This window comes from Vibrio hepatarius, assembly GCF_043642085.1.
Lineage (GTDB): Bacteria > Pseudomonadota > Gammaproteobacteria > Enterobacterales > Vibrionaceae > Vibrio > Vibrio hepatarius_C.
Genome location: NZ_JBHZSA010000002.1, coordinates 309,871 through 334,305, shown reverse-complemented (window position 1 = coordinate 334,305; position 24,435 = coordinate 309,871). Strand labels below are relative to the sequence as shown.

Annotated in this window: 20 protein-coding genes; 8 read left to right on the top strand and 12 right to left on the bottom strand. The window is 43.8% G+C overall.

All coding sequences use genetic code 11. The features are described 5' to 3' along the window. Nucleotides 1-61 precede the first annotated feature (61 nt). Both ACHUFZ_RS04600 and ACHUFZ_RS04595 read right to left on the bottom strand, forming a co-directional pair. Entirely contained in the window at nt 62-973 is a 912-nt protein-coding gene (locus ACHUFZ_RS04600; protein WP_394126094.1) for a siderophore ABC transporter substrate-binding protein, read from the bottom strand. 165 nt (nt 974-1,138) lie between these two features. Continuing rightward, complete coding sequence (locus ACHUFZ_RS04595; protein ID WP_394126093.1) at nt 1,139-1,585, bottom strand: RNA-binding S4 domain-containing protein; 447 nt, start codon at nt 1,583-1,585, stop codon at nt 1,139-1,141. A 148-nt stretch (nt 1,586-1,733) separates the two neighbouring features. Here ACHUFZ_RS04595 and ACHUFZ_RS04590 point away from each other — a divergent pair, with 148 nt between their 5' ends. Further along, complete coding sequence (locus tag ACHUFZ_RS04590) at nt 1,734-2,489, top strand: substrate-binding periplasmic protein (RefSeq protein ID WP_394126092.1); 756 nt, start codon at nt 1,734-1,736, stop codon at nt 2,487-2,489. A 148-nt stretch (nt 2,490-2,637) separates the two neighbouring features. After that, a complete protein-coding gene (locus tag ACHUFZ_RS04585; protein WP_394126091.1) occupies nt 2,638-3,270 on the top strand; it encodes a response regulator in 633 nt (210 codons plus the stop codon). Here ACHUFZ_RS04585 and ACHUFZ_RS04580 read toward each other — a convergent pair. Continuing rightward, entirely contained in the window at nt 3,251-4,141 is an 891-nt protein-coding gene (locus tag ACHUFZ_RS04580) for a LysR family transcriptional regulator (protein ID WP_394126090.1), read from the bottom strand. The two genes, ACHUFZ_RS04585 and ACHUFZ_RS04580, sit on opposite strands and share 20 nt — an antisense overlap. A gap of 322 nt (nt 4,142-4,463) precedes the next feature. On the opposite strand from ACHUFZ_RS04580, the gene ACHUFZ_RS04575 reads away from it, so the two are divergent. Next, nucleotides 4,464-6,233, top strand: a complete 1,770-nt coding sequence (locus ACHUFZ_RS04575; protein ID WP_394126089.1) for an EAL domain-containing protein — start codon at nt 4,464-4,466, stop codon at nt 6,231-6,233. 209 nt (nt 6,234-6,442) lie between these two features. Next, nucleotides 6,443-7,735, top strand: a complete 1,293-nt coding sequence (locus tag ACHUFZ_RS04570) for an insulinase family protein (RefSeq protein ID WP_394126088.1) — start codon at nt 6,443-6,445, stop codon at nt 7,733-7,735. Nucleotides 7,736-7,791: 56 nt separating this feature from the next. Here ACHUFZ_RS04570 and yejF read toward each other — a convergent pair whose 3' ends face one another. Genes yejF through ACHUFZ_RS04550 form a run of 4 tightly spaced genes read right to left on the bottom strand, consistent with a single transcriptional unit; the run spans nt 7,792 to nt 13,342 of the window. Then, the gene (yejF, locus tag ACHUFZ_RS04565; protein WP_394126087.1) at nt 7,792-9,384 is read right to left on the bottom strand and encodes a microcin C ABC transporter ATP-binding protein YejF; all 1,593 of its coding nucleotides are present in this window, start codon (nt 9,382-9,384) and stop codon (nt 7,792-7,794) included. A gap of 2 nt (nt 9,385-9,386) precedes the next feature. Next, on the bottom strand, nt 9,387-10,424 hold the full coding sequence (locus ACHUFZ_RS04560) for an ABC transporter permease (protein WP_394126086.1): 1,038 nt from the start codon (nt 10,422-10,424) through the stop codon (nt 9,387-9,389). Next, nucleotides 10,424-11,512: a microcin C ABC transporter permease YejB gene (locus ACHUFZ_RS04555; protein ID WP_394126085.1), complete on the bottom strand. Its 1,089-nt coding sequence runs from the start codon at nt 11,510-11,512 to the stop codon at nt 10,424-10,426. Before ACHUFZ_RS04555 ends, ACHUFZ_RS04560 begins: the two co-directional genes overlap by 1 nt. A 9-nt stretch (nt 11,513-11,521) precedes the next feature. Then, a complete protein-coding gene (locus ACHUFZ_RS04550) occupies nt 11,522-13,342 on the bottom strand; it encodes an extracellular solute-binding protein (protein ID WP_394126084.1) in 1,821 nt (606 codons plus the stop codon). Nucleotides 13,343-13,553: 211 nt separating this feature from the next. On the opposite strand from ACHUFZ_RS04550, the gene ACHUFZ_RS04545 reads away from it, so the two are divergent. Continuing rightward, nucleotides 13,554-14,585 carry a GGDEF domain-containing protein gene (locus ACHUFZ_RS04545; RefSeq protein ID WP_394126083.1) on the top strand — a complete coding sequence of 344 codons (1,032 nt, stop codon included), beginning with the start codon at nt 13,554-13,556 and terminating at the stop codon, nt 14,583-14,585. Between the two features lie 27 nt (nt 14,586-14,612). Here ACHUFZ_RS04545 and ACHUFZ_RS04540 read toward each other — a convergent pair whose 3' ends face one another. The 3 genes from ACHUFZ_RS04540 to ACHUFZ_RS04530 form a co-directional block, all read right to left on the bottom strand. Next, entirely contained in the window at nt 14,613-15,131 is a 519-nt protein-coding gene (locus ACHUFZ_RS04540) for an NUDIX hydrolase (RefSeq protein ID WP_004411569.1), read from the bottom strand. A gap of 79 nt (nt 15,132-15,210) precedes the next feature. Then, nucleotides 15,211-16,848 carry a methyl-accepting chemotaxis protein gene (locus ACHUFZ_RS04535; RefSeq protein ID WP_394126082.1) on the bottom strand — a complete coding sequence of 546 codons (1,638 nt, stop codon included), beginning with the start codon at nt 16,846-16,848 and terminating at the stop codon, nt 15,211-15,213. 199 nt (nt 16,849-17,047) lie between these two features. After that, nucleotides 17,048-17,521 (bottom strand): GNAT family N-acetyltransferase, encoded by a 474-nt coding sequence (locus tag ACHUFZ_RS04530; RefSeq protein WP_394126081.1) that lies wholly within the window; start codon nt 17,519-17,521, stop codon nt 17,048-17,050. Nucleotides 17,522-17,680: 159 nt separating this feature from the next. Here ACHUFZ_RS04530 and ACHUFZ_RS04525 point away from each other — a divergent pair, with 159 nt between their 5' ends. Beyond that, nucleotides 17,681-18,679 carry a 2-hydroxyacid dehydrogenase gene (locus ACHUFZ_RS04525; protein ID WP_394126080.1) on the top strand — a complete coding sequence of 333 codons (999 nt, stop codon included), beginning with the start codon at nt 17,681-17,683 and terminating at the stop codon, nt 18,677-18,679. Nucleotides 18,680-18,726: 47 nt separating this feature from the next. Here ACHUFZ_RS04525 and ACHUFZ_RS04520 read toward each other — a convergent pair whose 3' ends face one another. After that, nucleotides 18,727-21,087 carry an AAA family ATPase gene (locus ACHUFZ_RS04520; RefSeq protein WP_394126079.1) on the bottom strand — a complete coding sequence of 787 codons (2,361 nt, stop codon included), beginning with the start codon at nt 21,085-21,087 and terminating at the stop codon, nt 18,727-18,729. A 204-nt stretch (nt 21,088-21,291) separates the two neighbouring features. Between ACHUFZ_RS04520 and ACHUFZ_RS04515 the strand changes: the two genes are divergently transcribed. Next, entirely contained in the window at nt 21,292-21,786 is a 495-nt protein-coding gene (locus tag ACHUFZ_RS04515; protein ID WP_134834490.1) for a hypothetical protein, read from the top strand. A 12-nt stretch (nt 21,787-21,798) separates the two neighbouring features. Then, nucleotides 21,799-23,421 (top strand): ABC transporter ATP-binding protein, encoded by a 1,623-nt coding sequence (locus ACHUFZ_RS04510; RefSeq protein WP_134834491.1) that lies wholly within the window; start codon nt 21,799-21,801, stop codon nt 23,419-23,421. A gap of 91 nt (nt 23,422-23,512) precedes the next feature. Here the strand turns inward: ACHUFZ_RS04510 and ACHUFZ_RS04505 are convergent, their stop codons facing one another. After that, nucleotides 23,513-24,412 (bottom strand): LysR family transcriptional regulator, encoded by a 900-nt coding sequence (locus ACHUFZ_RS04505; protein WP_394126078.1) that lies wholly within the window; start codon nt 24,410-24,412, stop codon nt 23,513-23,515. Nucleotides 24,413-24,435 lie beyond the last annotated feature (23 nt).

Genomic DNA, 24,435 nt, shown 5'->3' with positions numbered 1-24,435 from the left:
TCAGCACAAAAGCCTCAAGCATTAACTTGAGGCTCTTTTCTTATTCTTTTTGTAATAGGTATTAGTTTATTGCCGATGCAGACTTAACATCTGAAATCATCTGTTCTGTTGCGCGCATACCAGAAATTGATAGATACCAAGCATTAATGTCTAAGTAAGCCATTTTCTTATTTTGGTAAGCATCCGTCGCTTTCACTAGGTCGTTCTCAAAATCACGTTTTACTGTGCTTGGTTTACCTTTGTTGATTAGGACATCTTTATCGATGATCAGTAGCGTGTCTGGGTTTTTCTCGCGAATGAACTCATACGATACTAGATCGCCATGACGGCTTTCTTTAATACCTGCGACGGTTTCTTTAAAGCCGAAGTCTTTGTAAATAGCAGAAAAGCGAGATTGTGTGCCAAACGTAGTAATGTTGCCACCCGCGCTCATTACAGTCAGAGCATCGGTGTTGTTTTGCTGGTTCGACTTACTGATCGCTTTGAACTCGCTATCAAGTTGTTCGATTTTCTTCTCAACGAAGTCTTGCTTTTCGAACACTTCACCTAGGTTGCGCCATTGTTCTTGTGTGCTCGCCCAGTAACCCTTCTTGGCGTCTGATGCGTAAACAATCGTTGGTGCAATTTCTGAAAGCTCTTTGAACTTAGACGCAGCACGGGTACCAATAATGATTAGATCCGGTTTTTGCGTGTAGATGGTTTCGAAATCTGGTTCATGTAGGCTGCCTGCCGAAACAAACTTGTAGTCACGGTATTCTGATAGGTAATCAGGGAACATGCTTACGGTAGAAATAGCTACAGGTTCAATACCAAATGCTTTCACGGTATCAAGTGCGCCTAGGCCAATAACCACCACGCGTTCAGGGTTTGATTCTACTTTCGTTGTGCCCTGCGCATGTTCAATCTCGACCATTTTTGCTTGAGCGCCAAACGCTAGTAATCCCGTCACTAGCACTGCTGCAGACATTTTCATTGTTAGACTCCATAATTACAAATGCAATGCATTATCATTTAGATTTGTAGTTATGTCATCTTCCATTTACGTTTTTTACATTCATCACTCTAATGTAAAGCACCATTACTTGAATTACAGGCACAAAAAAGGGGCTCAAGGCCCCTTATTAACAATCATGATCTGTTAGAAGAAATCTATCGAGCCACGTCCATTACTGTTCTTTGACTTGCTCTCAGGTTTGTCTTGTTGAACATTTTTCTTCTGTCTAGAGGGGTTAGCTGATGGTGATTTCGCCTTCTTTTCAGTTTTCTTGGCAGGTTTTTTCTCTGCTTTCTTTTCTTGCTTTACTGGCTTATCTTCCGGCTCTGTCACCGGCGCATCACACACAACAACGTAATATTCTTGGTTAAACTCGAAGAAATCTCCATCATACATTTTACGACGTTTTCTTGTTTCTAGTTCACCATTAACAGCGACATAACCCTCAGAAATAAGGTGTTTAGCTTCACCGCCGCCACCGACTAAGTTAGCAATTTTAAACACTTTATAGAGCTCGATCGGATGTGAAGACACCTCGATGCCGATCGCTTCAATCTCTATTTCTTCGCCTTGTTCGTAGTCTTGGCTCATACCGTACCTTGGGTAGATTTACTCACAAAGATGAGAGTCTAATCTCAATACTTCGATAAATAAACTAAAGTTACCAATAAGTATAAAATACTTGTAAGGTAGAATCGCGTTGAGATGGTTACTTTTCATTAGTCTTTTTTTCAGTACGATGAGTGCTGCTTATCATCCACCAATAAAGGTGGTGGTCTATGGTGACAGTGGCTATCCTCCATACAGCTATTTGAGCAACGGCCAGCCTGCAGGAATCTACGTCGACATATTACAAGCGGTGTTTGAGGCCATGCCTCGCTATCAAGTTCAGATTCAATTGGTGCCGTGGAAACGAGGTCTTAAACTGCTCGAAGTTGGCGAAGGCTTTGCGTTGTTTCCTCCCTACCTTTATCCAGATCAACGGCTTTATATCTCTCCTTACTCAAACCCCATTATCAAAGAAGAAGTATCCGTTTTTTGTTCTCGCGAAACGGCTGCTAACCAAAAACTCTCTTCATGGCCAAAAAGCTACTTTGGCTTAACCATTGGCATCAATGAATCATTTTCTTTAGGTGGCAGAGAGTTCTGGCAAGCGGTAAAAAAAGGCCAAATACAGATTAAAGAAGCCCAAGGCAACCGAGACAACATTCTTAATTTGCACAACGACAAAGTCGATTGCTATATCAACGACCGTATCTCAATCTTGTGGGAAATAAAGCAACTTATATTAGAAGGGTCTTTGCCTAAAGACTGGAAGGTGATAGAGAGCACGTCTGTCTCTAGTGAACAAGGCTATCTTGGCTTTACCAACGTCACCCCTGAACGCTACCCGTATAAAGATGATTTCATTGACGACTTCAACACAAGCCTTGAAAAGCTAAAGCAAGATGGGACGTTAGAATCAATCCTCCACCACTATGATCTTAGTGACTAAGCTCTGACATAGTTGACTTTTTGCTGACTGATTTTCCGATTTGGAAAATTTGCCTTTCCCCCTTTTCCGTCAGTTATGCCTTACATTACACCCCGCTCAACGAATACATCAATAATTCAAATCAAATTAGTCAGTGGAGAAAATGTATATGCCTATTTCTAAAGCCTTAGTTATCGACAGTCAACCAATCATGCGCGAAGCCATTGGCCAAATCATTCATGATTTATCGGTCAGTACCCAAGTCTATCAAGCATCATCTTCATCGTTTGGTTTGCAGATTATTAATAACCACCCTATTGACCTTGTCATTCTCGATGTTGACCTTCAAGGCTCTGACGGTTTTGAATTTGTTCGACGCTCACGAGCACACGGCTACCGTGGCAAGATCCTATTTATTTCTGCCAATCAACATCCAATGTTTTCCAACACAGCTAAACAAATTGGCGCGAACGGCTACATCACTAAAGCCGAAAACACATCAATGTTGAAAGAAGCAATTGTTAGCGTAACCCGTGGCTTTAGCGTATTTAAAAATGACGAAGCAAACACAACCCGTCGACATACAAAACTGTCAAAACGCGAGACGATCGTATTCAATTACCTGTTAAAAGGTTATACCAATAAGCAGATTTCAGAAATCCTGACTCTAAGTTCAAAAACTATCAGTACTTATAAGTCGCGTATCTTAGATAAGTATAAAGTGGACTCTATTGTGGAGTTGATTCGACTTCAGCAGCATGTCGATGTAGATATGTCTGAACTTAAAAAAGATGCCGCTTAATCATATCAACAATAATGTTGTGCATCGGATTACCGTAGTTAACTAGCTTATAGTTAGCGACAACCGATGGCGGGTGCTCTAACTGCAGCTCTTCAGGTAACACAGTGGTTTGACACTGAGTACAAGACGTTATCTGACGAACTGCAGGGAGCAATGTTGCACATTCAATTTCCTCGAGCACGTCAAACAGACAGGTAATGTTGTCTACTGTAGCAATCTTATTCACTTCTAGGCCATTTGATTGTAGGGCTCTTCGGCCAACTTGCACTTTATCGCGCCAACCTTTCATTTCCATCAAGATATACGGCATAGAGAGCTTTTCTTCTAATGAGCGCTCTGCGTATTTCTTAGAGCAAACAATCGCAGCCTTGTACTTACCAAGGTGGTTTTGATAAATGGTTTTGGTCAGCTCTTCATTGAAGTACTGAATACCTAAGTCGATATTGTCATCCAAAATGTCATTGATCGAAGTATCAGACCAAGTCGTAATTGATATTTTCGCTTTTGGAAAGGTGCTAAGTAACTCCAGGAGTAGGTCTTTACCTACTAAGTATTGAGCAAGGCTAGGCAAAGCGATAGAAATCGTCTTTTCGTAACTGGCTGGATCAAACTCTTCATGTTGCACAGCCTCACCAATAAGGTTGAGACCCGCCGAAATTTTCGGCAACAGATTGATGGTGTAATCGGTCGGTTCAAACTCGAACGCACCACGAACAAAAAGCGGATCACCAAGTTGCTCCCGAAGTTTGGCGAGATGCTTACTCACTGCACTTTCCGTTTTACCTAACTCTTTCGCTACAGGCTTTAGTTGACGGTGCTTATCAAGCAGCGGTAATACCTTAAGCAGATTAAGGTCAAGCTGAGACTTCATTCTCACTCCATAGAGATTTTGTTGAGTTTAGGTGCATAAAAATGCGACAAACTAGCTAGGAAACAAAGCCTTAGCATGGCTCATATCGGTGGGCAAATTTACCATTTATTCAATTTGAGTGAAACAAGCAGAGTTCATTTTCGATACGATCGTTTAATTAAATTTCAACTGTTTCGCTCAACCAGTGAGCTCCAGTTAATATTTTTTAATCATATAGCCAAGATTAGTATCAATTTGATAGGAATTCATAAATATTTCATGTATTACTCTAACTATAGATTTGTAACATCACTTTCTTGTTTAAATAGGTAAACGCTCGTCAATGTCGCAACCCATCAAAAGCATTCAACCTCGACCAAAGATAACACTTGTCTCTGAATTGAGTGTCGATCGCAATGATGAAAACGCCGAGCTGCCTATCGGTCTCACAGGCGCTCAACTTGATGACCTAATGGATAACCAATTTTGTCACATGGTTGATGTGATGAATGACGGTATTTTCTATATGGCTGATACCGAACATGTCTGTTTATATAACCCCTCTTTCTATTCTAAGTTTGGCATTCAATCAGGCCATACCTGCTTACAAGATTGGCTCGATTTAGTTCATCCACTTGACCGAGACTCTTTACGCGACGAGGTCGGTGATCATATTCAAGACAACGAATCGAGAGTCACTACTCAATATCGTATCCGCTCTAAAAATGGGCAGTACGTTTGGCTTGAAGGCACGGCGATAACCAAAACGGTTAATGGCAAACGGTTTATGATTGGCTGTCATAAAGATATTTCCGACCGTAAGCTGATGGAAACCTATGTGCAGCAATCCTCGCTTCGCGACGGGGCCTCGGGGTTATCAAACGAACAAAAGCTAGCGATGGATCTAGGCGATCTATCTGCTGATGAAAGCTATCACTTAATGTATATCCAACTGGATAACCCGCGCTCATATCAGGTCGTCTACGGTTCACAAATCGTGCGTAACATGCTTTCCCATCTTGCTAATACTTTGAATCGCTTTCCCGACCAATTTGTTGATTTTTATCGAATTCAGTCTAATGACTTCGCGATTCTTCTCTACGGTCAATACGATGAGGCAGGCTTAAAAGAGCTTGCTCTTCGCTTACACTCCGCCTATCAGGAGTCGCTCAAAGCCCTTGATCTTATGTTTACAACTGACATCAGTGTCGGCATTTACCCAGATATTTCTCGTCATGGCAGCACAGGTGAAGTGGTAAAAATTGCCGCGCAGACCAGCCAATTTGCCAATACACAGCAAGAGAGCTCTATTCGTGTTTATGCTGGTTCAACCAAAGCTAAAGTAGATCGATACTTTTTTATTGAGCAAGAACTGGCGAATGCGCTTAATAGCGGCAAACTTTCGGTTAAATTCCAACCTATCATTTGCTCTCAATCTCAACGTATTGCGAGCTTTGAAAGTCTCGTTCGATGGAAAAGTGACGAGCTCGGAGAACTTTATCCGGATGAATTTATCTCTGTCGCGGAGAAAAATGGCTTGATCAGTGAGTTGGGCTATTTTGTTTTTGATAAAGCTTGCCAGTTCATTAAGCAGTATCAATTAACGCATACCGGTGATGTACGTGTGAACGTTAATGTGTCTGTACTCCAGTTACTCAGCCAACAATTCCCCCAAGAATTAATGCGTCTTGCTAACCAACACGGCATTAAGAGCTCCTCTATTGTTCTTGAGCTTACCGAAACAATCAGCCTAGATGATAACAAGAGCGCTATTACTCAATTAAACGTCCTCAAAGATTTAGGGTTTCAGCTTTCTCTTGATGACTTTGGTGCCGGTTATAGCTCACTGAACAGTTTCTTCGATCTCCCTCTTTCACAGATTAAAATCGATAAGTCGATCGCTTGGCGTTCACTTGAAAACCCGGTGACATTCGAATACCTCTCATTTATTACTAATTTATGTAATTCATACGGCATCGATATCGTCATTGAAGGTATTGAAGATGCCGCCATGCAGCGCGTCTTTACTGATATGGGCGCTTCTTACCTACAAGGCTATTGGTTTTCAAAACCCCTTTCTCTAGCTAGCGCTAGTCACTACACCAAAGTCTAATTGTACGCATCTCAAATTTAAGACACATTCACCAAGATCATATTTCCATTTGACTAATAAACCAAAGTTGTAGAGAATTCGCACAAATTTATAAAAGCATGTTCATGCTTCACGTATTACGTGTGCTGTATCAAGGATAGATACTAAAGTCTAAAATCAATAACTTAGGCTTTGAACAAGGAGAGATTAACCTTGCTCCGGAGAAGAAAGTGTCTATTCAATACCGCCAAATTCTAAGTACTCTGTTCGCCTGCACTGCTCTTGTGTCATCGACGGCATTTGCTTATAGCAATGCGTCACTTTGGTACCCTAGCACTGACATTCACATGCCTAAATCGACCACTGTTGACCGTTTGGACAATGGCTTAAGATACGTTGTTCTTCCTACGACTCGTAGCTCCGATGAAGTATCAATCCGTGTGCGTGTTAATGCAGGTGTTGCACAAGAAAACAACCACTTTCCAACTGCACGTATTGTGGCTTTAGATACCATTCAAGGTACTAACTGGCACGTATCAACTGACTACCAGCAAACTGTCTTTGATATTGATTTTGCATCAGCGACAAATACTGACATCGAGAATGCACTTGAGGCGCTTTATGCAGGTCTAATCAAAGAAGTTAAACAACCAAACGCAGACCAGTTATTGGAGTCAGCACAAGGTTCTCTCAATGACATCGATGAATTAATTAGTCAGCGCCACCTAGACACATTAACTCAGGCGCTAGCTCCTCTAGACGAGCAGTCATTAAGCCAAACGCCATTAGAGTCAATAAAAGAGTTTAAGCAGACTTACTTTACACCAAAGCAAGTATCGATTGTTGTGGTTGGTGGTATTAAGAAAAAATCGGCTATTAAGTCGATTGAACGTCAGTTCTCATTCTGGAAACCAACCAATCAAGAGCAATCTGTACACTCTACCCCGCAGCTTGAACTTATCAGCCAAGTAGAAGAAGCAAGCCCAATTACTATTAGTTCTTTGAGTACATTTAACGATGAAGCAGACAGTAAACTTCATCGCAAAGAACTTCTGATGACAACACTTGCTAACAAAATGCTAGAACAGCGCATCCAAGACGCACTAAGCGAGCAACACCTACAAGCTCAAGTAGACGTAGATAACCAAGTTCTATTTGATCATCGTCTGCTGTCTCAGGTACGCGTGGCAAATCTTGAAGAAACAAACAAAACTGAAGTGGAAAAAGTGGTTAAGTCAGAGATTAAACGCGCTCTCGCTTCAGGCTTTACCCAAACAGAATACGAAATGGTTGTTAGCCAAGTTCGTAAACAGCTTGAACGCCAAACTCGCTTGAACGATCCTGATAGCTACACTCGTAATCAAGCAGACCGTGTTGTTGCAGCCATTGATAGCGGCAGCGTTTATACTGCACCTTCATACGACTTAGACCTACTCAACTTCCATGTCGCTCACCTCAATGAGTTTGATATTAGTAAAGAGTTCGAACACATTTGGTCAAGCACATCAAGCGTGATTATGTAATACAAAAAAGCTGCCTATCTCAGGCAGCTTTTTTAATACCTTAATGACAATATTGGCTAGACCATGGATAGGTCGACCAATTGACGTGTATAGGCTTGCTGAGGCTGGGTGAAGAGCTGCAACGTATCGCCCTGCTCTACAATCTCACCTTGTTTCATCACTATCGTGTAGTGACATAATGACTTCACCACACTTAAATCATGACTGATAAAGAGGTACGTTAGCTTGTACTTTTCTTGTAATGATTTGAGTAAATCGAGCACTTGTGCTTGCACTGTTCTATCCAATGAAGACGTTGGTTCATCAAGAAGAATAAACTCAGGCTTTAAGATCAGTGCACGCGCAATAGCAATTCTTTGTCGTTGACCACCAGAAAACTCGTTGGGATAACGATGACGTGTCTCTGGATCCAAATCGACTTCCGTCATCACTTCACAAATGCGCTGGTCGATTTCGTCGTCATCAATTTCCTGATGAACTCTAAGACCCTCACCAATCACTTGGGCTACTGACATGCGCGGATTTAATGCTGAGAACGGGTCTTGGAAAACAACCTGCATCTTACTTCGATAAGGCAGCATGGCTTTTCTGTCTAAACCTTGTAGCTCAACACCCTTGTAGGCGACAGAACCTTCAGATTTAAGTAATTTGAGTATCGCCATTCCGGTAGTCGACTTACCAGAGCCACTCTCTCCAACCAACCCTATTGAATGACCTTCTTTCAATGTAAAAGCCATATCGGTCACGGCTTTAACATGCGCTACCACACGCTTGAAGATCCCCCCAGTAATGGGAAACCAAACTCTAAGCTGGCTCACTTCTAACAGTGGATGCGCGTCTTGACTGACTGGAACAGGTAAGCCTTTCGGGTCTGAGTTGATTAGCTGTTTGGTATAATGGTGCGTCGGCGCAGTGAATACGTTATGACAAGCTCCTGTTTCAACTAATCGGCCATGCTGCATGACCGCAACCGTATCAGCAATGCGCCTAACGATACTAAGGTCATGAGTGATAAACAACATTGCCATGCCTAACTCTTGCTGCAGCTCTTTGAGCAGATCCAATATCTGCGCCTGAACCGATACGTCCAATGCTGTAGTTGGTTCATCGGCAATAAGGAGTTCAGGTTCATTGATCAACGCCATAGCAATCATGACACGCTGTCGCTCTCCGCCCGATAACTCATGTGGATAGGCACTCACCTTCTGTTCTGGATAGCGGATCCCTACTTTAGCTAACCACTCGACAGCAAGCTGCTCTGCCGCTTTTTGTCTCATTCCTCTATGAATTGCGAGCGTTTCGACAAGTTGCTTACCAATCTTATGTAGAGGATTTAATGACACCATCGGCTCTTGGAAAATCATACCGATTCGCCCACCACGAATGCCTCTTAGCTCGCGTTCTGAACAGCTCAGCATATCGACACCATCAAAATCTATCGATCCTGATAAGTAGTGCGCTGACCCTTTAGGCAATAGTTTTAAAATGGAGTTTGCCGTGACTGACTTGCCAGAGCCACTCTCTCCCACTAAAGCGAGCGTTTCACCTTTCTTAATCGACAGTGATACATCGTGAGTAACCGCCTCAACGTCATTTTTTCGGCCAAATCCAACCGAAAGCCCATTAATTGATAATACTGTTTCAGCCATGCTTATCGTCCTTGGTGATGGGGATCAAACGCGTCACGTACCGCTTCACCGACAAATACCAACAATGTCAGCATGACAGATAAAACAAAAAACGCAGAAAAGCCAAGCCACGGAGCTTGTAAGTTTGACTTACCTTGCGCAAGGAGTTCACCTAATGAAGGAGAGCCTGCTGGCAAACCGAAGCCAAGGAAATCAAGAGACGTCAGTGTCGTCACCGAACCTGAGAGGATAAATGGCATCATGGTCAATGAAGCAACCATCGCATTTGGCAACATATGACGCAGCATAATACGTTTGTCAGACACGCCCATAGCCTGCGCGGCACGAACATAATCGAAATTTCGACAGCGTAGGAACTCGGCGCGGACAATCCCGACCAAACTCATCCAGCTAAATGCCACCATGATGCCGAGCAGCCACCAGAAGTTAGGCTCAACAAAACTCGACAGGATAATCAGTAGGAACAGCGTTGGCATACCCGACCATACTTCAATAAAGCGTTGACCAAAGAGATCTAACCAACCTCCGTAGTAGCCTTGAGTCGCGCCCACCGCAACCCCAATCACACTGGAAACTATAGTCAGGACAAAGCCGAACAGCACTGAAATTCTAAAGCCATAGATGATTCTTGCTAAGACATCGCGCCCTTTGTCGTCTGTCCCGAGCCAGTTCACACTGTCAGGGGCTGACGGGACTGAGCCGTTGATATTGAAGTTGATCGTGTCGTAGCTAAAACGAATAAGCGGCCAAATGATGTAGCCTTGCTCTTCGATAAGCTCGATGACATAAGGGTCGGTATAGTCAGCCTCAGTTTCGAACTCGCCACCAAACTCGGTTTCTGCATATTGATTGATGATTGGGTAATACCATTGGCTCTCGTATTCCACTAATAGCGGCTTATCGTTAGCGATGATTTCTGCAAACAAGCTCAGCACAAATAGAGTCATGAAAATCCACAATGACCAGAACCCACGTCGATTGGCTTTAAACCTTAGCCACCTAGCTTCATTTAATGGATTTGGTGTTTTTTTCTTCAGCATCAACGCGCCTCAAAATCAATTCTAGGGTCGACCCATGTATAGGTAAGGTCAGAGATAATGCTTAGAATCAGTCCCAATAAAGTCATGATATACAAAGAGCTAAACACCACGGGATAGTCACGTTGAATCGTCGACTCAAAACCAAGTAAACCAATGCCCTCCAGAGAGAACATCACTTCAATTAGCATCGAACCAGTAAAGAAGATGCTGATAAACGCCGCAGGAAACCCGGCAATAATGATTAGCATCGCATTACGAAATACGTGTTTGTAGAGGATATCGCGTTCATTAAGGCCTTTTGCCCTTGCGGTCACGACATATTGCTTATTAATTTCATCTAGGAATGAGTTTTTCGTCAGCATACTCAGCGTTGCAAAGCCACCAATCACCATCGCAAAGATAGGCAGCGCTAAGTGCCAAAAGTAATCAATGATTTGTTCGTACCAAGTGAGCTGTTCGAAGTTACTTGATACCAAGCCACGTAGAGGGAACCAGCTAAAGTAGTTACCACTAGCGAAAAGAATGATCAGGATAATAGCGAATAGAAAACCGGGAATCGCGTAGCCAACAATGACGACAGCGCTCGACCAAATATCAAATCGGCTGCCATGGTGAATCGCCTTTAACACGCCAAGTGGAATCGAAATTAGGTAGATGATTAAGGTACTCCACAAGCCTAAAGAAATGGACACCGGCAAACGCTCGACAATCAAGTCAATGACATTGCCGCCTTTAAACAGGCTTTCACCAAAGTTAAACGTGGCGTAGTTTTTCAGCATGTCGAAGTAACGCTCATGCATTGGTTTATCAAAACCAAACTGCTTTTTGATCGCTTCAACCACTTCTGGATCCAAGCCTCGTGAACCTTTATAACCAGAGGCATCGGCTTCATCACCTGTGCTTAGGTTGACTTCACTCCCACCACCAGCAAAGCGCTCCATGATGCCTGATGTATGACCTTCAAGTTGAGCAATCGCCTGCTCTACTGGCCCACCTGGTGCAATTTGAATAATGAAGAAGTTGATAGTGATGATCGCCCACAGCGTGGGGATCACCAGTAACAAACGTCGAAATATATAAGCAGCCATGTACCCTCTTTAACGACGTTTTTCAGGAAGCGCTTGGGCTTTATCTTTTGAAACCCACCAAGTATCTAAGCCAAGATCGTACTTAGGTAAGATGTCTGGTCGCTCGAATTTATCCCACATAGCAACACGATACTCACCGACATGCCATTGAGGGATGATGTAGAAATTCCACTGAAGCACGCGGTCTAGGGCACGTCCTAATGTCAGTAGCGCTTCTGGGTCTTGTTGCTTCTTGGAAATCTCCATGGTTAAAAAATCCACCACAGGATCAGTGACTCCAGCGGTGTTATAAGTGGAGTCTAAATAGTTCGAGTTCCAAGCAATCATCAGGTTTGGACTTGGGTATGGGTTCGCGCTGTAAGCCGACGACACCATATCAAAGTCTCGGTCTCTTAAGCGCTTGATGTATTGAGTGGTATCTACCGTACGGATTTTCATATCAATACCCATACGACTTAGGTTTTTCTGTACTGGAATCGCAATTCGCTCCGTCGTTGGACTGTATATCAGCAGTTCAAACGCGAGGGGCTCACCTGTCTCCACATTCGTCATGACTTTGTTTTTGAGCTCCCATCCCGCCTCTTTGAGCAGCTTAAACGCTGAACGCATTTGAGATCGGATTCGACCAGAACCATCGGTCACTGGCGGCTGATATTCCTCAGAGTAAAGACGAGGTGGTAATTGTTCTTTAAACGGTTCCAACACCTTTTGTTCAGCGGCTGACGGCGTACCTTTCGCTTCGTAATCTGTGTTTTGGAAGTAGCTACGCGTACGATTGTATTGGCCGTAGAACATGTTCTTGTTCATCCACTCAAAGTCCATCGCATAAGTCAGCGCCTCACGGACGTTAGGGTCGTTGAACATGGCTCGCTTGGTATTAAATACAAAGGCTTGAGTATTCTCTGGCTTCTGATGAGGTATCTCAGATTTGGAAATATACCCTTTGTCGAAATTCACGCCAGTATAAGAGTTGGCCCAAAACTTAGCCGAGTTTTCTAAGCGGAAGTCAAACTCACCCGCTTTGAAGGCTTCGAGCATCACAGTGTCATCACGATAGTAATCGTACTGAACCTGTTTGAAGTTATTACGACCCACATTGACGGGTAAATCCGCTGCCCAATAATCCTCAACTAACGAGTAAGTAAGGCTCTGACCAGATTTATAATCGGTGATCTTATACGCTGAGCTGCCAACTGGTGGGGTTGATAAAGGCTCAGATAAACTTTTGTCTTGCCAAAAATGCTTAGGTAACACACGAGTGCCTTGAGCAAAACTGAACATTTTTTCGCGATTTGGCGTAACCATATCGATACGAACCGTTAGGTCATCTTTGGCTGTGACTGATTTGATGTCTTGATAATAAACGCGGTATTGAGGCACCCCTTCAGACATAAACTTTTCAAACGTAAAGGCGACGTCATGAGCGGTAATTGGCTTACCATCGTGGAAACGAGCTTTAGGGTTGATATCAAGCTCCAGCCAAGAAAAGTCATCTGAGTAGCGGACACGCTCTGCGATCATTGGGTAGTAAGCGTCGATTTCATCGCTTGGAGAGAACATTAGAGTGTCGTAGAGTTCGCCAGTCGCCGCAGCCGCGACACCTCGTGAGGCAAATCGGTTGAAGTTATCGTAGGTACCGACTCGGCCATAGGTGACTTTGCCGTACTTGGGTGCATCAGGGTTAACATAATCAAAGTGGGTGAATCCTTCGGCGTATTTGGCTTCCCCAAACCCCACTAGCGTCGTTGTCTCAACCACAGCGGCATAAGAACCAAACGTCGCCGTTGAAGCAACTAGCCCACCAAAAGCAATCTGTCGCCACATTTTCATACCCTAATCCCTCAGTCGTTTCCGTACAATCGTATAATATATGATAATTAATATATTAATAATTCAATTACTTGGGAAAGTATAGAAGCCCTTAGCAGTTTCTGTGAAGCAAATTAGCCAACGCTTATGCACACGGCGACAATTTAGCCAGATTTACACCTCATTAACGGAATGCTATGCTGAGCTCATTATAATTCAAATGGATATTGATATGATTCAATCGAACGGGTTGTTTGAATTTGGTCAGATTGAGCTAAATGAGCGACTAATTATGCTCTCTTTGAGTAGTGATACGCATCATCAGTGGAAGTCGAAGCTGCCTTATAACGTCGAGCAGCAGTTGCGCTCAGAGATATATCCAGACTTACTGCGTCATTTTGATAACAATGACACCATTAGCCAAGTTATTGGTCACTTTGCCGTTCATCAAGCGATGGAGCAGTATTTTGATATTCTGTTCAATCAGAAGCTGGATCAGAACTATATAAATAGTATTTCAGACTACGCGCTTAAGCTTGCCAACCAACACGTCACCCTCAGTCTATATTCGATCATTGCCTTTGAGTTTAAGCGTTTAATCCTCAGCCGATACCGCGATTACGTTCAGTGTCCTTCCGCTATCGACATTCTCAATCGACGCCTCCAGTTAGATATCGTGCTGGTTATCGACTGTTTACATCACAAAGAACTCGAAGACGTCAAACGTTACGCAGCCTTGATGGAAGTTAAGGACAGCCTGACCGATCTTTATACTTATTCAACCTTTGTTGATGAAGTCGATCGAATTGTCGCTCACTGCCAACGAACGCAATCTTCAGCGCTGTTGGTTAAAGTTAATGTCAAAGAGTTGGATAAAATCAATCAGCAACATGGCTACTCGACTGGCAATCACGTATTACAAACATTTGCTTCAGCAACTCAAGAGTTCATCCGAAAGTCCGACCTATTGGCTCGTGGTGAAGATGATAACTTCTTCCTCATCATGCCTGACACCTGTAACGATGAAGCGCGAGTAATCTGCGAACGCATCATTGAAAACTTTGAGCGCAACATTGATATCCCTGCAACGTTGAGGTTTGGCGCTGTCGCCTATGATCCTGAGCAAAACACACCAATAGAACAACTGCTTTGCTTAGCTGATGAGCATTTAGATTTTGCCAGAGACCGCTCTAAGATCACCGACCAACATGAGTTCAGTGTCTACTTTCCAAATGCCAACAATGTTGTGCGCCTGATTAAATAACAAAGCCAGCGAATTCGCTGGCTTCTTTTAAATCATTTCTTTGGCAATCAAGTGCAATAGATAGGTTTCGCGCTCAATGCTCATACCTTTCTTTTCGCTCTTAGCGATGGTTTGCTCATTGTGCGCTATCGCTTCGTGGATATTCATCCAAACCGCTTTCATGCCGTTTTTAATTTCATAATCTTCATAGTTAGTTTCACCTAACTCACGATCGATTTTGCATGTATAGCAGTAAGAGATCATGTGCATCACGTCCGCATCATCTTTGTACCATGGGCGGAACTCTTCGAAGATCCCAAATGGTTTAATGCCATGAATATTCTTAGCACCTGTTTCTTCTTCCAATTCACGCACCATACCAGCAATCATGTCTTCACCATCGTCTAAACCACCGCCAGGTATGGTGTAGTCATGGTAGCGCTCAGTATAGAGCAACAAGATATCTTCGCCATCGACGACAATCGCACGCGCCGCATTACGCTTAAAAATAACCTTATCGTCTAGGTGTTGAAGGTCTGGGTGTACAGTGGTTTTTAGGTGTCTCATGAAGCAATCTATTGGAAAATTTGTGCGATTCTAACACTAGCCGCATAACGGATTCCAATTAGATTGCTTCTTGAATGTCCTAGGCCAACTTGAACTTACGTATCATGCTAACCAGATTTTCAGACACCGATCTTAGCTCTCGCCCTGAACTGGCCATTTGCGATGATTCACCAGACACAGACGAAGCCATATCACTCAAGCTAACCACGTTACGGTTAATGTCATTCACCGTCACCGTTTGCTGCTCGGCGGCCGTGGCAATATGCTGAGCCATCTCTTGAATGGTGCGTACTTCCTGGTCAATTTGCGTCAGCGTTTCTCCCGCTTGGTTAGATAACTCTGCCGCTTGGTAAGCTTTACTGGCTCCTTGATTCATCACTACCACGACATTTTCAGCGCCGACTTGAAGTCGTTCAACAATGCTTTGGATTTCTAATGTCGACTCTTGGGTGCGTTGAGACAAAGTACGCACCTCATCAGCAACGACAGCAAACCCTCTGCCTTGCTCACCCGCACGTGCCGCTTCGATTGCCGCATTTAACGCCAGCAAGTTGGTTTGCTCAGCCACTCCGCGAATCACCTCTAATACAGTATCAACATTACGAGCATCGGTTGCCAACTGTTGAACCGCTTCACTCGCGGCGCCAATTTGTTCAGATAGCTGATTCGCCTCGTCGACATTTTTTTGGATGATATTACGGCTGTTTTGCGTCTCTTTCGCCGCGAGACAGCTGGCATCGTTCGCTTCAGTGGTTCGTCCTGCCACCTCTTCAACGGTTGCGAGCATTTCTGTCATCGCCGTTGCTAGCATATCAACATCCGCTTGCTGCTGATTCAAACTGTCATCAATGTGATGCACTGAGTTAGATAGCTGCAATGCAGACGACGATACTTGAGATCCCGCATCATTAATATTGAGCATAATAGACTGGATAGATGCGACAAACTGATTGAAATAGCGCGACAGGTAAATCAGCTCTTTACTGCCCTCTTCTGGCAGCCTTTGGGTTAAGTCCCCTTCACCTTGAGCCAGTACTTTCATCGCTTTCAGGGTGCGTTTAAGCGGTGAGGTAATCGTCTTGATAAAATACCCGACCACAATCGACAGCACCAATAGTATACCAACAGCATAGCTGAGTGAGTTGAGTTCTGAGCGCTGAGTTACGGACTGTAACGCATCCATATTCATACCAGAGCCGACCATCCAACCCCAAGGTTCAAACATCGTGGCATAACTGGTTTTAGGATCTAATGTTTCTTTGTCTGGATTTCGCCAGTAGTAATCGACAAAACCGCCGCCACTTTGCGCCGTCTGATAAAGTTTCTGCACAAAGTACTGACCATTACTGTCTTGTAAGTTCATTATGTTGGTACCAAGCAGGGAGAGTACGCCTGTTGAAAGCTGATACCCTTCTCTATCACCAACGAAAATATAATTGTCACCATCAAAACGCATAGCCGTTATGGTCTCTAATGCTCTGGCTTGAGCCACATCCTCTGACAGTGCACCATTTAGGCTCTGTTGGTGATAATATTTAACGACCCCCAATGCACTTTCAACCATGGTTTCAACGCCACGTTCATAGTTCTCTCGCATGTGTTGGCGAGATGCATCGATATTAAGGAAAGTATTTGTAAGCAGACTGATCGCAAACAGTCCAAGAATTGACCATGCCCTAGCAGCAATGGAGACTTCTTTAAGTTTCGTTACCAACATAGTTATATACCCTAGCCAAAATTATAATGAATTACCGACCTTCTAAACCTTATTAAATAAACGGTTAAATAGGATCGATTTAGATTTTTATTAATTTCAACGTAGCAGTAATTTTTATGCTTTGTGTAACAATGATATGAAATTAGTAACACTTAAGAGGTACTAATAAATTAGTCATCTCAAGTGTTTGATATTTACCTTACGCGTGCAACTTCATCAACATAATATGCTGTGGGCCTGCAGCTCCACCTAAATAACATTCATTGGTGTCATGGAATCCATTTTTGACGTAGCACTGGTATGCATTGGTATTCTTGCAGTTAACGGTTAGATAAATCGAGTGATGATTTGGGTAGTGCTGAGCAAGATAGCCACGCAGTTGACCCATAACTTTCCCGCCATAACCTTGGCCTTGCTGGTGTTGATCGATCAAAAATGCTCGAAAGCCTAGACTTCCGCTTTCTGCGAATTCATACGACTGTGAATACACCATATCAATGAGAAAAATACCAATCACTTGATCATGTTTAAGCACTATATGCGGGTGAGTATGTTCGTCGGCATTAATTAACACTTCATCGATTGTACCTACATAGGGCAACTGTTGTTCGGCGACCGATAATTGAATCACTTGTTCAAGCAATTCTGTTTTCAATGGAGCTAATTTGACCATACTAACCATTCAACCAAATAAAAATTATCGCTCAATATAGATCAGACAGTTACCTCATTCCAAGCTCTAAAATAGCCCTTAATAATTCATGGTTTATTTTTGTTGAAATAAGGTATTCAATAAAGGGATTACTCTCCCCGCAATCTTTGAGAGGTTTATATGATAGATGTCGCGGTATTCAGTTCTAAATCTTATGACGAAGTTTCTTTTTCAAAAATTAACCAAACTCATGGTTTCAATCTCCATTTTCACGAGTTTCAACTAAACAAAAAAACCGCAAAGATGGCCCACGGTTGCCCTGTTGTCTGTGCTTTTGTTAATGACGACCTATCAAAAGAGGTATTAGAAGCTCTGTCAGAACAAGGTGTAAAGCTTATTGCCATGCGTTGTGCAGGCTTTGATCGCGTTGATCTCGAAACAGCAAAACAGCTGGGTATCCAAGTGGTGCGCGTCCCGGCCTATTCACCTGAGTCTGTAGCCGAGCATACAGTTGGCCTAATGATGAGCCTCAACCGTCGATTCCATAAAGCCTACCAACGTACTAGAGATGCAAACTTTAACCTTGAGGGTTTGGTTGGTTTCAACTTCTACGGCAAAACCGTTGGCGTTATCGGTACGGGTAAAATTGGTATTGCGACCATGCGCATCCTAAAAGGTTTAGGGATGAACATTCTTTGTCATGACCCTTATGAGAGCCCAATTGCGACTGAAATGGGCGCAAAATATTGCTCAAAAGAAGAGCTATTCCAGCAAAGTGACATTATTACCTTGCACTGCCCAATGTTTAAGGAAAACTACCACTTACTGGATGAAGCTGCCTTCGACCAGATGAAAGATGGCGTAATGATCGTCAACACCAGCCGTGGTGGTTTACTGGATTCTGCAGCCGCTGTCGAAGCACTTAAAAAAGGCCGCATTGGCGCACTTGGCCTGGATGTTTATGAGCACGAAAAGGAGCTATTTTTCCAAGACAAGTCTAACGACGTCATTGTTGATGATGTATTCCGCCGCTTATCAGCTTGTCATAACGTTCTATTCACTGGTCACCAAGCGTTCTTGACCAATGAAGCCTTAGGCAACATTGCAGAAACCACCCTGACAAATATTGAGGCGTTCGCCAATAACCAAGCTTCCGGTAACGAGATCATCGAGTTTTAATCCACTTAAAAAAAGAGCCCCTATTAAGGGGCTCTTTTCGTTTCTGGCTATTTTCTTAGTGCATTGAGTTTTGCCTGCGCAATACCATAAATGGTATCTATCGGGTAGCTGCCCTCATCACTCGGGGTACCAGCAGATTTGCCTGTGAAGAGTTCAATCGCTTCCGTCACATGATCAATCGCCCAAATATTGAATTCTCCTTTCTCTACGGCTTTGACAATATCAGGACGTAGCATCAAGTTATGCATGTTTGAGCGAGGAATGATCACCCCTTGGTTTTCATTGCGGCCTTTGATAGCACACACATCAAAGAAGCCCTCAATCTTCTCATTCACCCCACCGATTGGCTGAGATTCACCAAACTGGTTCATTGAACCCGTAATCGCAATATCTTGGCGGTTTGGCTGCTTTGAAAAGGCAGACACTACTGCACAGAACTCCGCCATACTCGCACTATCACCATCCACGCCACCATAAGATTGCTCAAAGGTAATGGTCGTACTCAGCGGAACCTTGGCTGTTTTACCAAATACTGATGATAGATAAGCACTTAGGATCATCACCCCTTTGGAGTGAATACTGCCGCCGAGATCAACACTGCGCTCAATATCGATCACTTCACCGTCACCGTAACAAGTAGTGGCCGTAATTCGGTTAGGCGCACCAAACATGTATTCGTTTGTACTGAGCACGGAAAGCGCATTCACTTGGCCAATCGCTTCACCTTCTGTATGAATCAAGGTGGTGCCATTGATAAAGCTTTCCATCACGCTATCTTTCAGTCGACTAACGCGCATCTCTTGATTGGCTAGCGCTTCTTCCACATGGCTGCAACGAATCATATTTGAGTTCGCTTGCTTCGCCACGTAATTAGATTCACGCAGTAAGTTAGCAATGTTCGCAGAGTGCAAAGAAATCTTATTCTGATCCCCTGCTAATCGAGAGCTGTGCTCAATAATGCGCGCAATGGCCTTACGATCGCAGTGAAGCATGTTGTTGTCATTCACAACACTAGAGATGAACTTGGCGTATTGCAGCTCGGAATCCGCATCACGCTTCATTTCATCTTCAAAATCTGCTGTCACTCGAAACAGTTCACTGAACTCTGGATCATAGTGCTGCAGAAGTTGATAAGTACGATAATCACCAAACAGGATAATTTTCACATCCAATGGTATGGCTTCAGGGTCAAGCGAAACTGTCCCCGTTAACGTGAGTTCTTTTTCCAGCGAGGTAAAGCTGAGTTGTCTCGCTCTTAACGCTCGCTTAAGCCCATCCCATACGTAAGGTTGTTCAAGAACCTTCTGTGCATCCATGAGCAGCACACCGCCATTGGCTTTGTGCAAACTACCTGGGCGAATCAATGAGAAATCCGTAAACACCGTGCCTTTGAATGTCGCGGTTTCAATGTAGCCAAACAGGGTGTGATAATTTGGATTCTCCTCAACCACAATTGGAAAATCTTCATCTTTACGGCTTACTAACACGTTAACCTTGTAGCGGCGCGGCAACTTCTTATCAAGAGATGCTGTTGCTGCTTCACCTTGCTCAGCACTTTGCTCCAAGAAAATATCGGCGTTTTCGACAATGTCCGCTTGCAGCTCTGTAAGATAGGTCTTGATCGCTGGGTAACCAGAGTAGTCCTTCTTCAATTGCTTAATGAAGTGGGTAATAACGTCTAACGTCACATCGTCATTGAGTTTTTTGATCTTCTCGCTATACGTCTCTTCCCATTCAGTGAGCTGCCTAACCATGGTTCGAAGCTGAACTTCAAGGTTATCAATCGCGGAGCCAAAGTACTCTTGCTCTTTTTTACTCAGCTCATCAAACGTCTCTTCGCTATGCAGATCTTCGCCATTCATCGCGACAAATTGATAATCACCTTGGGTAGTAATCGTTAAGCTGATCCCTTTAGATTTCGCGTCTTTGGTGATTACCGCAAGCTCAGCTTCTTGCTTAGCTGCCAGTTGATTTTTTAACTTATCAGCACGGCTAAAATAGAGCTCATTATCAAACGCAAGTGGCATTGCGTTAACCAATTTTGACATCAGCTTTTCGATATCTTGCTTGAGTTTGCTGCCTACACCACACGGCAGTTTTAGCACTCTTGGCGTACGAATATCTTCAAAATTCGCCACATAGCACCAATCAAACAGTTCAGTGGCATCGTGTTGATGACGGTTAAGGTAACGGAGGATCATCGTCCGTTTACCTAGGCCATTTTGGCCAATCGCATAGATGTTGTAGCCTTTCTCTTTGATCGACATAGCAAACTCGACAGCTTTTTGTGCTCGCTCTTGTCCGACAATTTCGTCGATAGGCGGTAACTCTTTTGTCGACTTGCTTTCTAGTTTTTCTAGTTCAGCTGTTAGGTATAGCTGACTGGCTTCAAGTCTTTGAATTGTCATCACTCTATCCTTGTGTTGAATACTCTATAAGAACTAGTTTAGGCCAGATTTGGTTATATTTTAGTGACTTACAGCCAATTCGGGTTTAAGTGATTACTTTTTATCCATTCACGTGCAAATTTTAACAATTAAATGATAACCATTTGCATTGGTTAATGAATTGCATTTAAATATAGCGATGATTCGTTAGCGGAGTATATGGATATGGATTTGCAACAGTGCTGGACACACTACCTCAAAGCAGAACAACTATTAGAGCAAGGTCATTGGCCGGAAGCTCATTACCTGTATGACCAAGTACTCAACCATCTTCCTACTCACCTACAACACGCGGTAACGGACGAAAATACCAAACCGTGTCAGTTTGGCTGCCTTGTCACTGGACTGCGTGATGCTGCGGTCTCTCAATCTGAAATCCTAAATAAGATGGGACAGCATCAACAAGCGTTCGATCTGCTCAATCAAACCTATGCTCAACTTCAGTTTATCTCCATCGAAACGTTCGATTTGGTCAATGCGACGCAGCACATCATCCACAAACAGTGCGAAGACCTATTGACCCACATGGGTGCGTTTTGCAGTGCTCAACGCAGCGCACAATGGATGCTTGAGTTTGAAGGTGTACAAAAGGCCCACCACTATTTTACAACGCTAAAGCAATACAACGCTGTCATGGAACAGTCGAACATAATAAATTAATAAGGAAATATCATGTCACAGACGACCATTTTATCGGTTAAAAACCTATCGGTGAGCTTTACCACCAATGATGGTATTGTCGACGCAGTCAAGGATGTCAGTTTCGACCTATTTCAGGGCGAAACCCTCGCAATCGTAGGTGAATCAGGCAGCGGCAAGTCCGTTTCAACTAATGCGTTGATGCAGCTATTACCCAATAATGCTCTGATTCACTCTCAATCTCATATTGAATTCGAAAGCAAATCGTTGCTTGATCTACCTGAAAAAGAGATGCAGTCGATTCGCGGCGACCGTATCGGAATGATTTTTCAAGAACCGATGACGTCATTAAACCCGTTTATGCGCGTTGGTATTCAAGTGGCTGAAGCGATTATGTGCCATCGCAGTGTGACCCGCTCGCAAGCAAAAGCGAAAGTGCTGGAGCTGTTCGATTTGGTTCATTTGCCAAACCCGCAGCAAGCTTACACCAAGTATCCACACGAGTTCTCTGGCGGTCAGCTACAGCGCATTATGATCGCCATGGCGCTAATTAATGAACCTGACATATTGATTGCCGATGAGCCAACAACTGCGCTAGACGTGACTGTACAAGCGGAAGTGCTTAACCTGATCAAAGAAATTCAGGCCAAAATGGGCATGTCTATCTTATTTATCACTCACGACTTAGGGGTAGTCAAACACCTTGCTGATCGAGTCATCGTGATGTGTAAAGGGGATGTCGTTGAGCAAGGAGAGTGCGACGCGCTATTTGCTAACCCTCAGCATGAATATACGCAAATGCTGATCAACTCGATACCAAAAGGCAGCAAAGACCCGATTTCAGAGCATGCCCCTGCTCTACTTCAAGCTGATGATATCCGTGTGAAGTTCCTTATTAAATCTCACTTCCTACCAAGCAAGAGTCAATATTTTGAGGCGGTTAAAGGGATCTCGTTAGAGCTAAAACAAGGTGAGACCTTAGGTATTGTTGGAGAGTCTGGCTCAGGTAAATCGACCCTTGGACGCGCGCTTATTGGATTACTTCCATCGACAGGTCGCATCCAATTTAGAGGGCAAGATCTTGCTAACCTCAGCGAGAAGCAGCGCTTTGAGCTCAAGAAAGATGTTCAAATGGTGTTCCAAGATCCATATGGTTCGCTATCTCCACGCATGACGGTCGGTGACATTATTACCGAGGCACTGACCGTTCACCAGCCACAGTTAACGCGCCAACAACGCATGGCTCGTGCACGCAAAGCGCTGGAAGAAGTAAGACTCGACTCGCATTCTATTAACCGTTATCCACACGAGTTTTCTGGAGGACAGCGACAGCGTATTGCCATCGCCCGAGCGCTGATCCTAGAGCCTTCTTTCATCTTACTTGATGAACCAACATCGGCACTCGATCGTTCGGTTCAGTTAACGGTTATCGACCTACTCAAAGATATCCAAAAGAAACACAACATTGGCTTCTTATTTATCAGTCATGACCTGAGCGTGGTGAAAGCGCTGTCAGACCGAGTATTGGTTATGCAGAAAGGCGAAGTGAAGGAACAAGGCACCGCTGATGAGATATTCCATAACCCGCAAAGCGACTATACCAAGAAACTGATTGCCGCTTCCTTCGATTTAGATGAAGAAATCGAAGCAGCATAGGTAAACCTGACCTAAACTTAAAAAGTTCGGTTTGGCCGCCGACTTAATGCCGATGCACGGAAGCATCGGCATTTTTTCATCATAAGAACGATCAGAAGTAGTGAGAGATAGCTAAATAGCGAGTTCGAATATGCTCGATCAGTAGCTTTACTTTGTTTGGCGGCTGACGAGTAAATGGGTAAACCGCATATATTCCCAATCGCTTGCCAACTTGTTCTGGAAACAGATCGACTAACTGCCCATTGCGAATGTCGTGATAGACCAAACAACGCGGCACGTAAGCAACACCGTGTCCACCCAACGCGGCCTTTCTAAGCGCGGTTGCGTTATCAGTCGAAAATGAGCCAGACACTTTAACGATATAGTTGCCCTGCTCTGCTTTGAACTCCCATTCACTTGCCCCCGTCGTTTGATAAGCATATTGAAGACAATTGTGTAAGGTTAGATCTTGCGGCTCGTTTGGTTTGCTGTTTCGCGCAATATAGGCAGGCGACGCACACACCACCCACTGTGAATCGAGTATGTGTCGAGCAATCAAGCTGGAGTCTTCTAGGTAACCAGTACGAATGACTAAGTCATAGCCACCATCAACTAAATCAACAAAGCGGTTATCGAGCGACATATCGACTGACAAACCGGGATGAAGGTTACAAAACTCCGCGACTGCGTCGGCAAGGATCAAATCGCCGGAAATGGAAGGGACGGACATTTTGATATGACCGCTAACATTTTCACCAAAACCTGAAACTGCATCCATAGCCTCCTGAGTGGCTTGCTTCACAGTTTTGGCGCCTTGGGTGAGCGCCTTACCTGCCTCGGTCAGCGTCAATTTACGCGTTGTTCGATATAATAGCTGAACACCTATCTCCTCTTCGAGTCTGGCAATTCTTTTGCTAACTACCGAATTTGTAAGGCTATTTGCTTCAGCTACCTTACTGAAGCTGCCCATTTCAACCACTTGAGAAAATAGTATTAGGTCATCTGCACGCATTGATTATGTCACTTTTGGAACTA

Bases quoted from the DNA above. Each gene is read 5' to 3' on its own strand.
- ACHUFZ_RS04600 (WP_394126094.1), bottom strand. From the start codon at position 973: ATGAAAATGTCTGCAGCAGTGCTAGTGACGGGATTACTAGCGTTTGGC.
- ACHUFZ_RS04595 (WP_394126093.1), bottom strand. From the start codon at position 1,585: ATGAGCCAAGACTACGAACAAGGCGAAGAAATAGAGATTGAAGCGATC.
- ACHUFZ_RS04590 (WP_394126092.1), top strand. From the start codon at position 1,734: ATGAGTGCTGCTTATCATCCACCAATAAAGGTGGTGGTCTATGGTGAC.
- ACHUFZ_RS04585 (WP_394126091.1), top strand. From the start codon at position 2,638: ATGCCTATTTCTAAAGCCTTAGTTATCGACAGTCAACCAATCATGCGC.
- ACHUFZ_RS04580 (WP_394126090.1), bottom strand. From the start codon at position 4,141: ATGAAGTCTCAGCTTGACCTTAATCTGCTTAAGGTATTACCGCTGCTT.
- ACHUFZ_RS04575 (WP_394126089.1), top strand. From the start codon at position 4,464: ATGTCGCAACCCATCAAAAGCATTCAACCTCGACCAAAGATAACACTT.
- yejF (WP_394126087.1), bottom strand. From the start codon at position 9,384: ATGGCTGAAACAGTATTATCAATTAATGGGCTTTCGGTTGGATTTGGC.
- ACHUFZ_RS04560 (WP_394126086.1), bottom strand. From the start codon at position 10,424: ATGCTGAAGAAAAAAACACCAAATCCATTAAATGAAGCTAGGTGGCTA.
- ACHUFZ_RS04555 (WP_394126085.1), bottom strand. From the start codon at position 11,512: ATGGCTGCTTATATATTTCGACGTTTGTTACTGGTGATCCCCACGCTG.
- ACHUFZ_RS04550 (WP_394126084.1), bottom strand. From the start codon at position 13,342: ATGAAAATGTGGCGACAGATTGCTTTTGGTGGGCTAGTTGCTTCAACG.
- ACHUFZ_RS04545 (WP_394126083.1), top strand. From the start codon at position 13,554: ATGATTCAATCGAACGGGTTGTTTGAATTTGGTCAGATTGAGCTAAAT.
- ACHUFZ_RS04540 (WP_004411569.1), bottom strand. From the start codon at position 15,131: ATGAGACACCTAAAAACCACTGTACACCCAGACCTTCAACACCTAGAC.
- ACHUFZ_RS04535 (WP_394126082.1), bottom strand. From the start codon at position 16,848: ATGTTGGTAACGAAACTTAAAGAAGTCTCCATTGCTGCTAGGGCATGG.
- ACHUFZ_RS04530 (WP_394126081.1), bottom strand. From the start codon at position 17,521: ATGGTCAAATTAGCTCCATTGAAAACAGAATTGCTTGAACAAGTGATT.
- ACHUFZ_RS04525 (WP_394126080.1), top strand. From the start codon at position 17,681: ATGATAGATGTCGCGGTATTCAGTTCTAAATCTTATGACGAAGTTTCT.
- ACHUFZ_RS04520 (WP_394126079.1), bottom strand. From the start codon at position 21,087: ATGACAATTCAAAGACTTGAAGCCAGTCAGCTATACCTAACAGCTGAA.
- ACHUFZ_RS04515 (WP_134834490.1), top strand. From the start codon at position 21,292: ATGGATTTGCAACAGTGCTGGACACACTACCTCAAAGCAGAACAACTA.
- ACHUFZ_RS04510 (WP_134834491.1), top strand. From the start codon at position 21,799: ATGTCACAGACGACCATTTTATCGGTTAAAAACCTATCGGTGAGCTTT.
- ACHUFZ_RS04505 (WP_394126078.1), bottom strand. From the start codon at position 24,412: ATGCGTGCAGATGACCTAATACTATTTTCTCAAGTGGTTGAAATGGGC.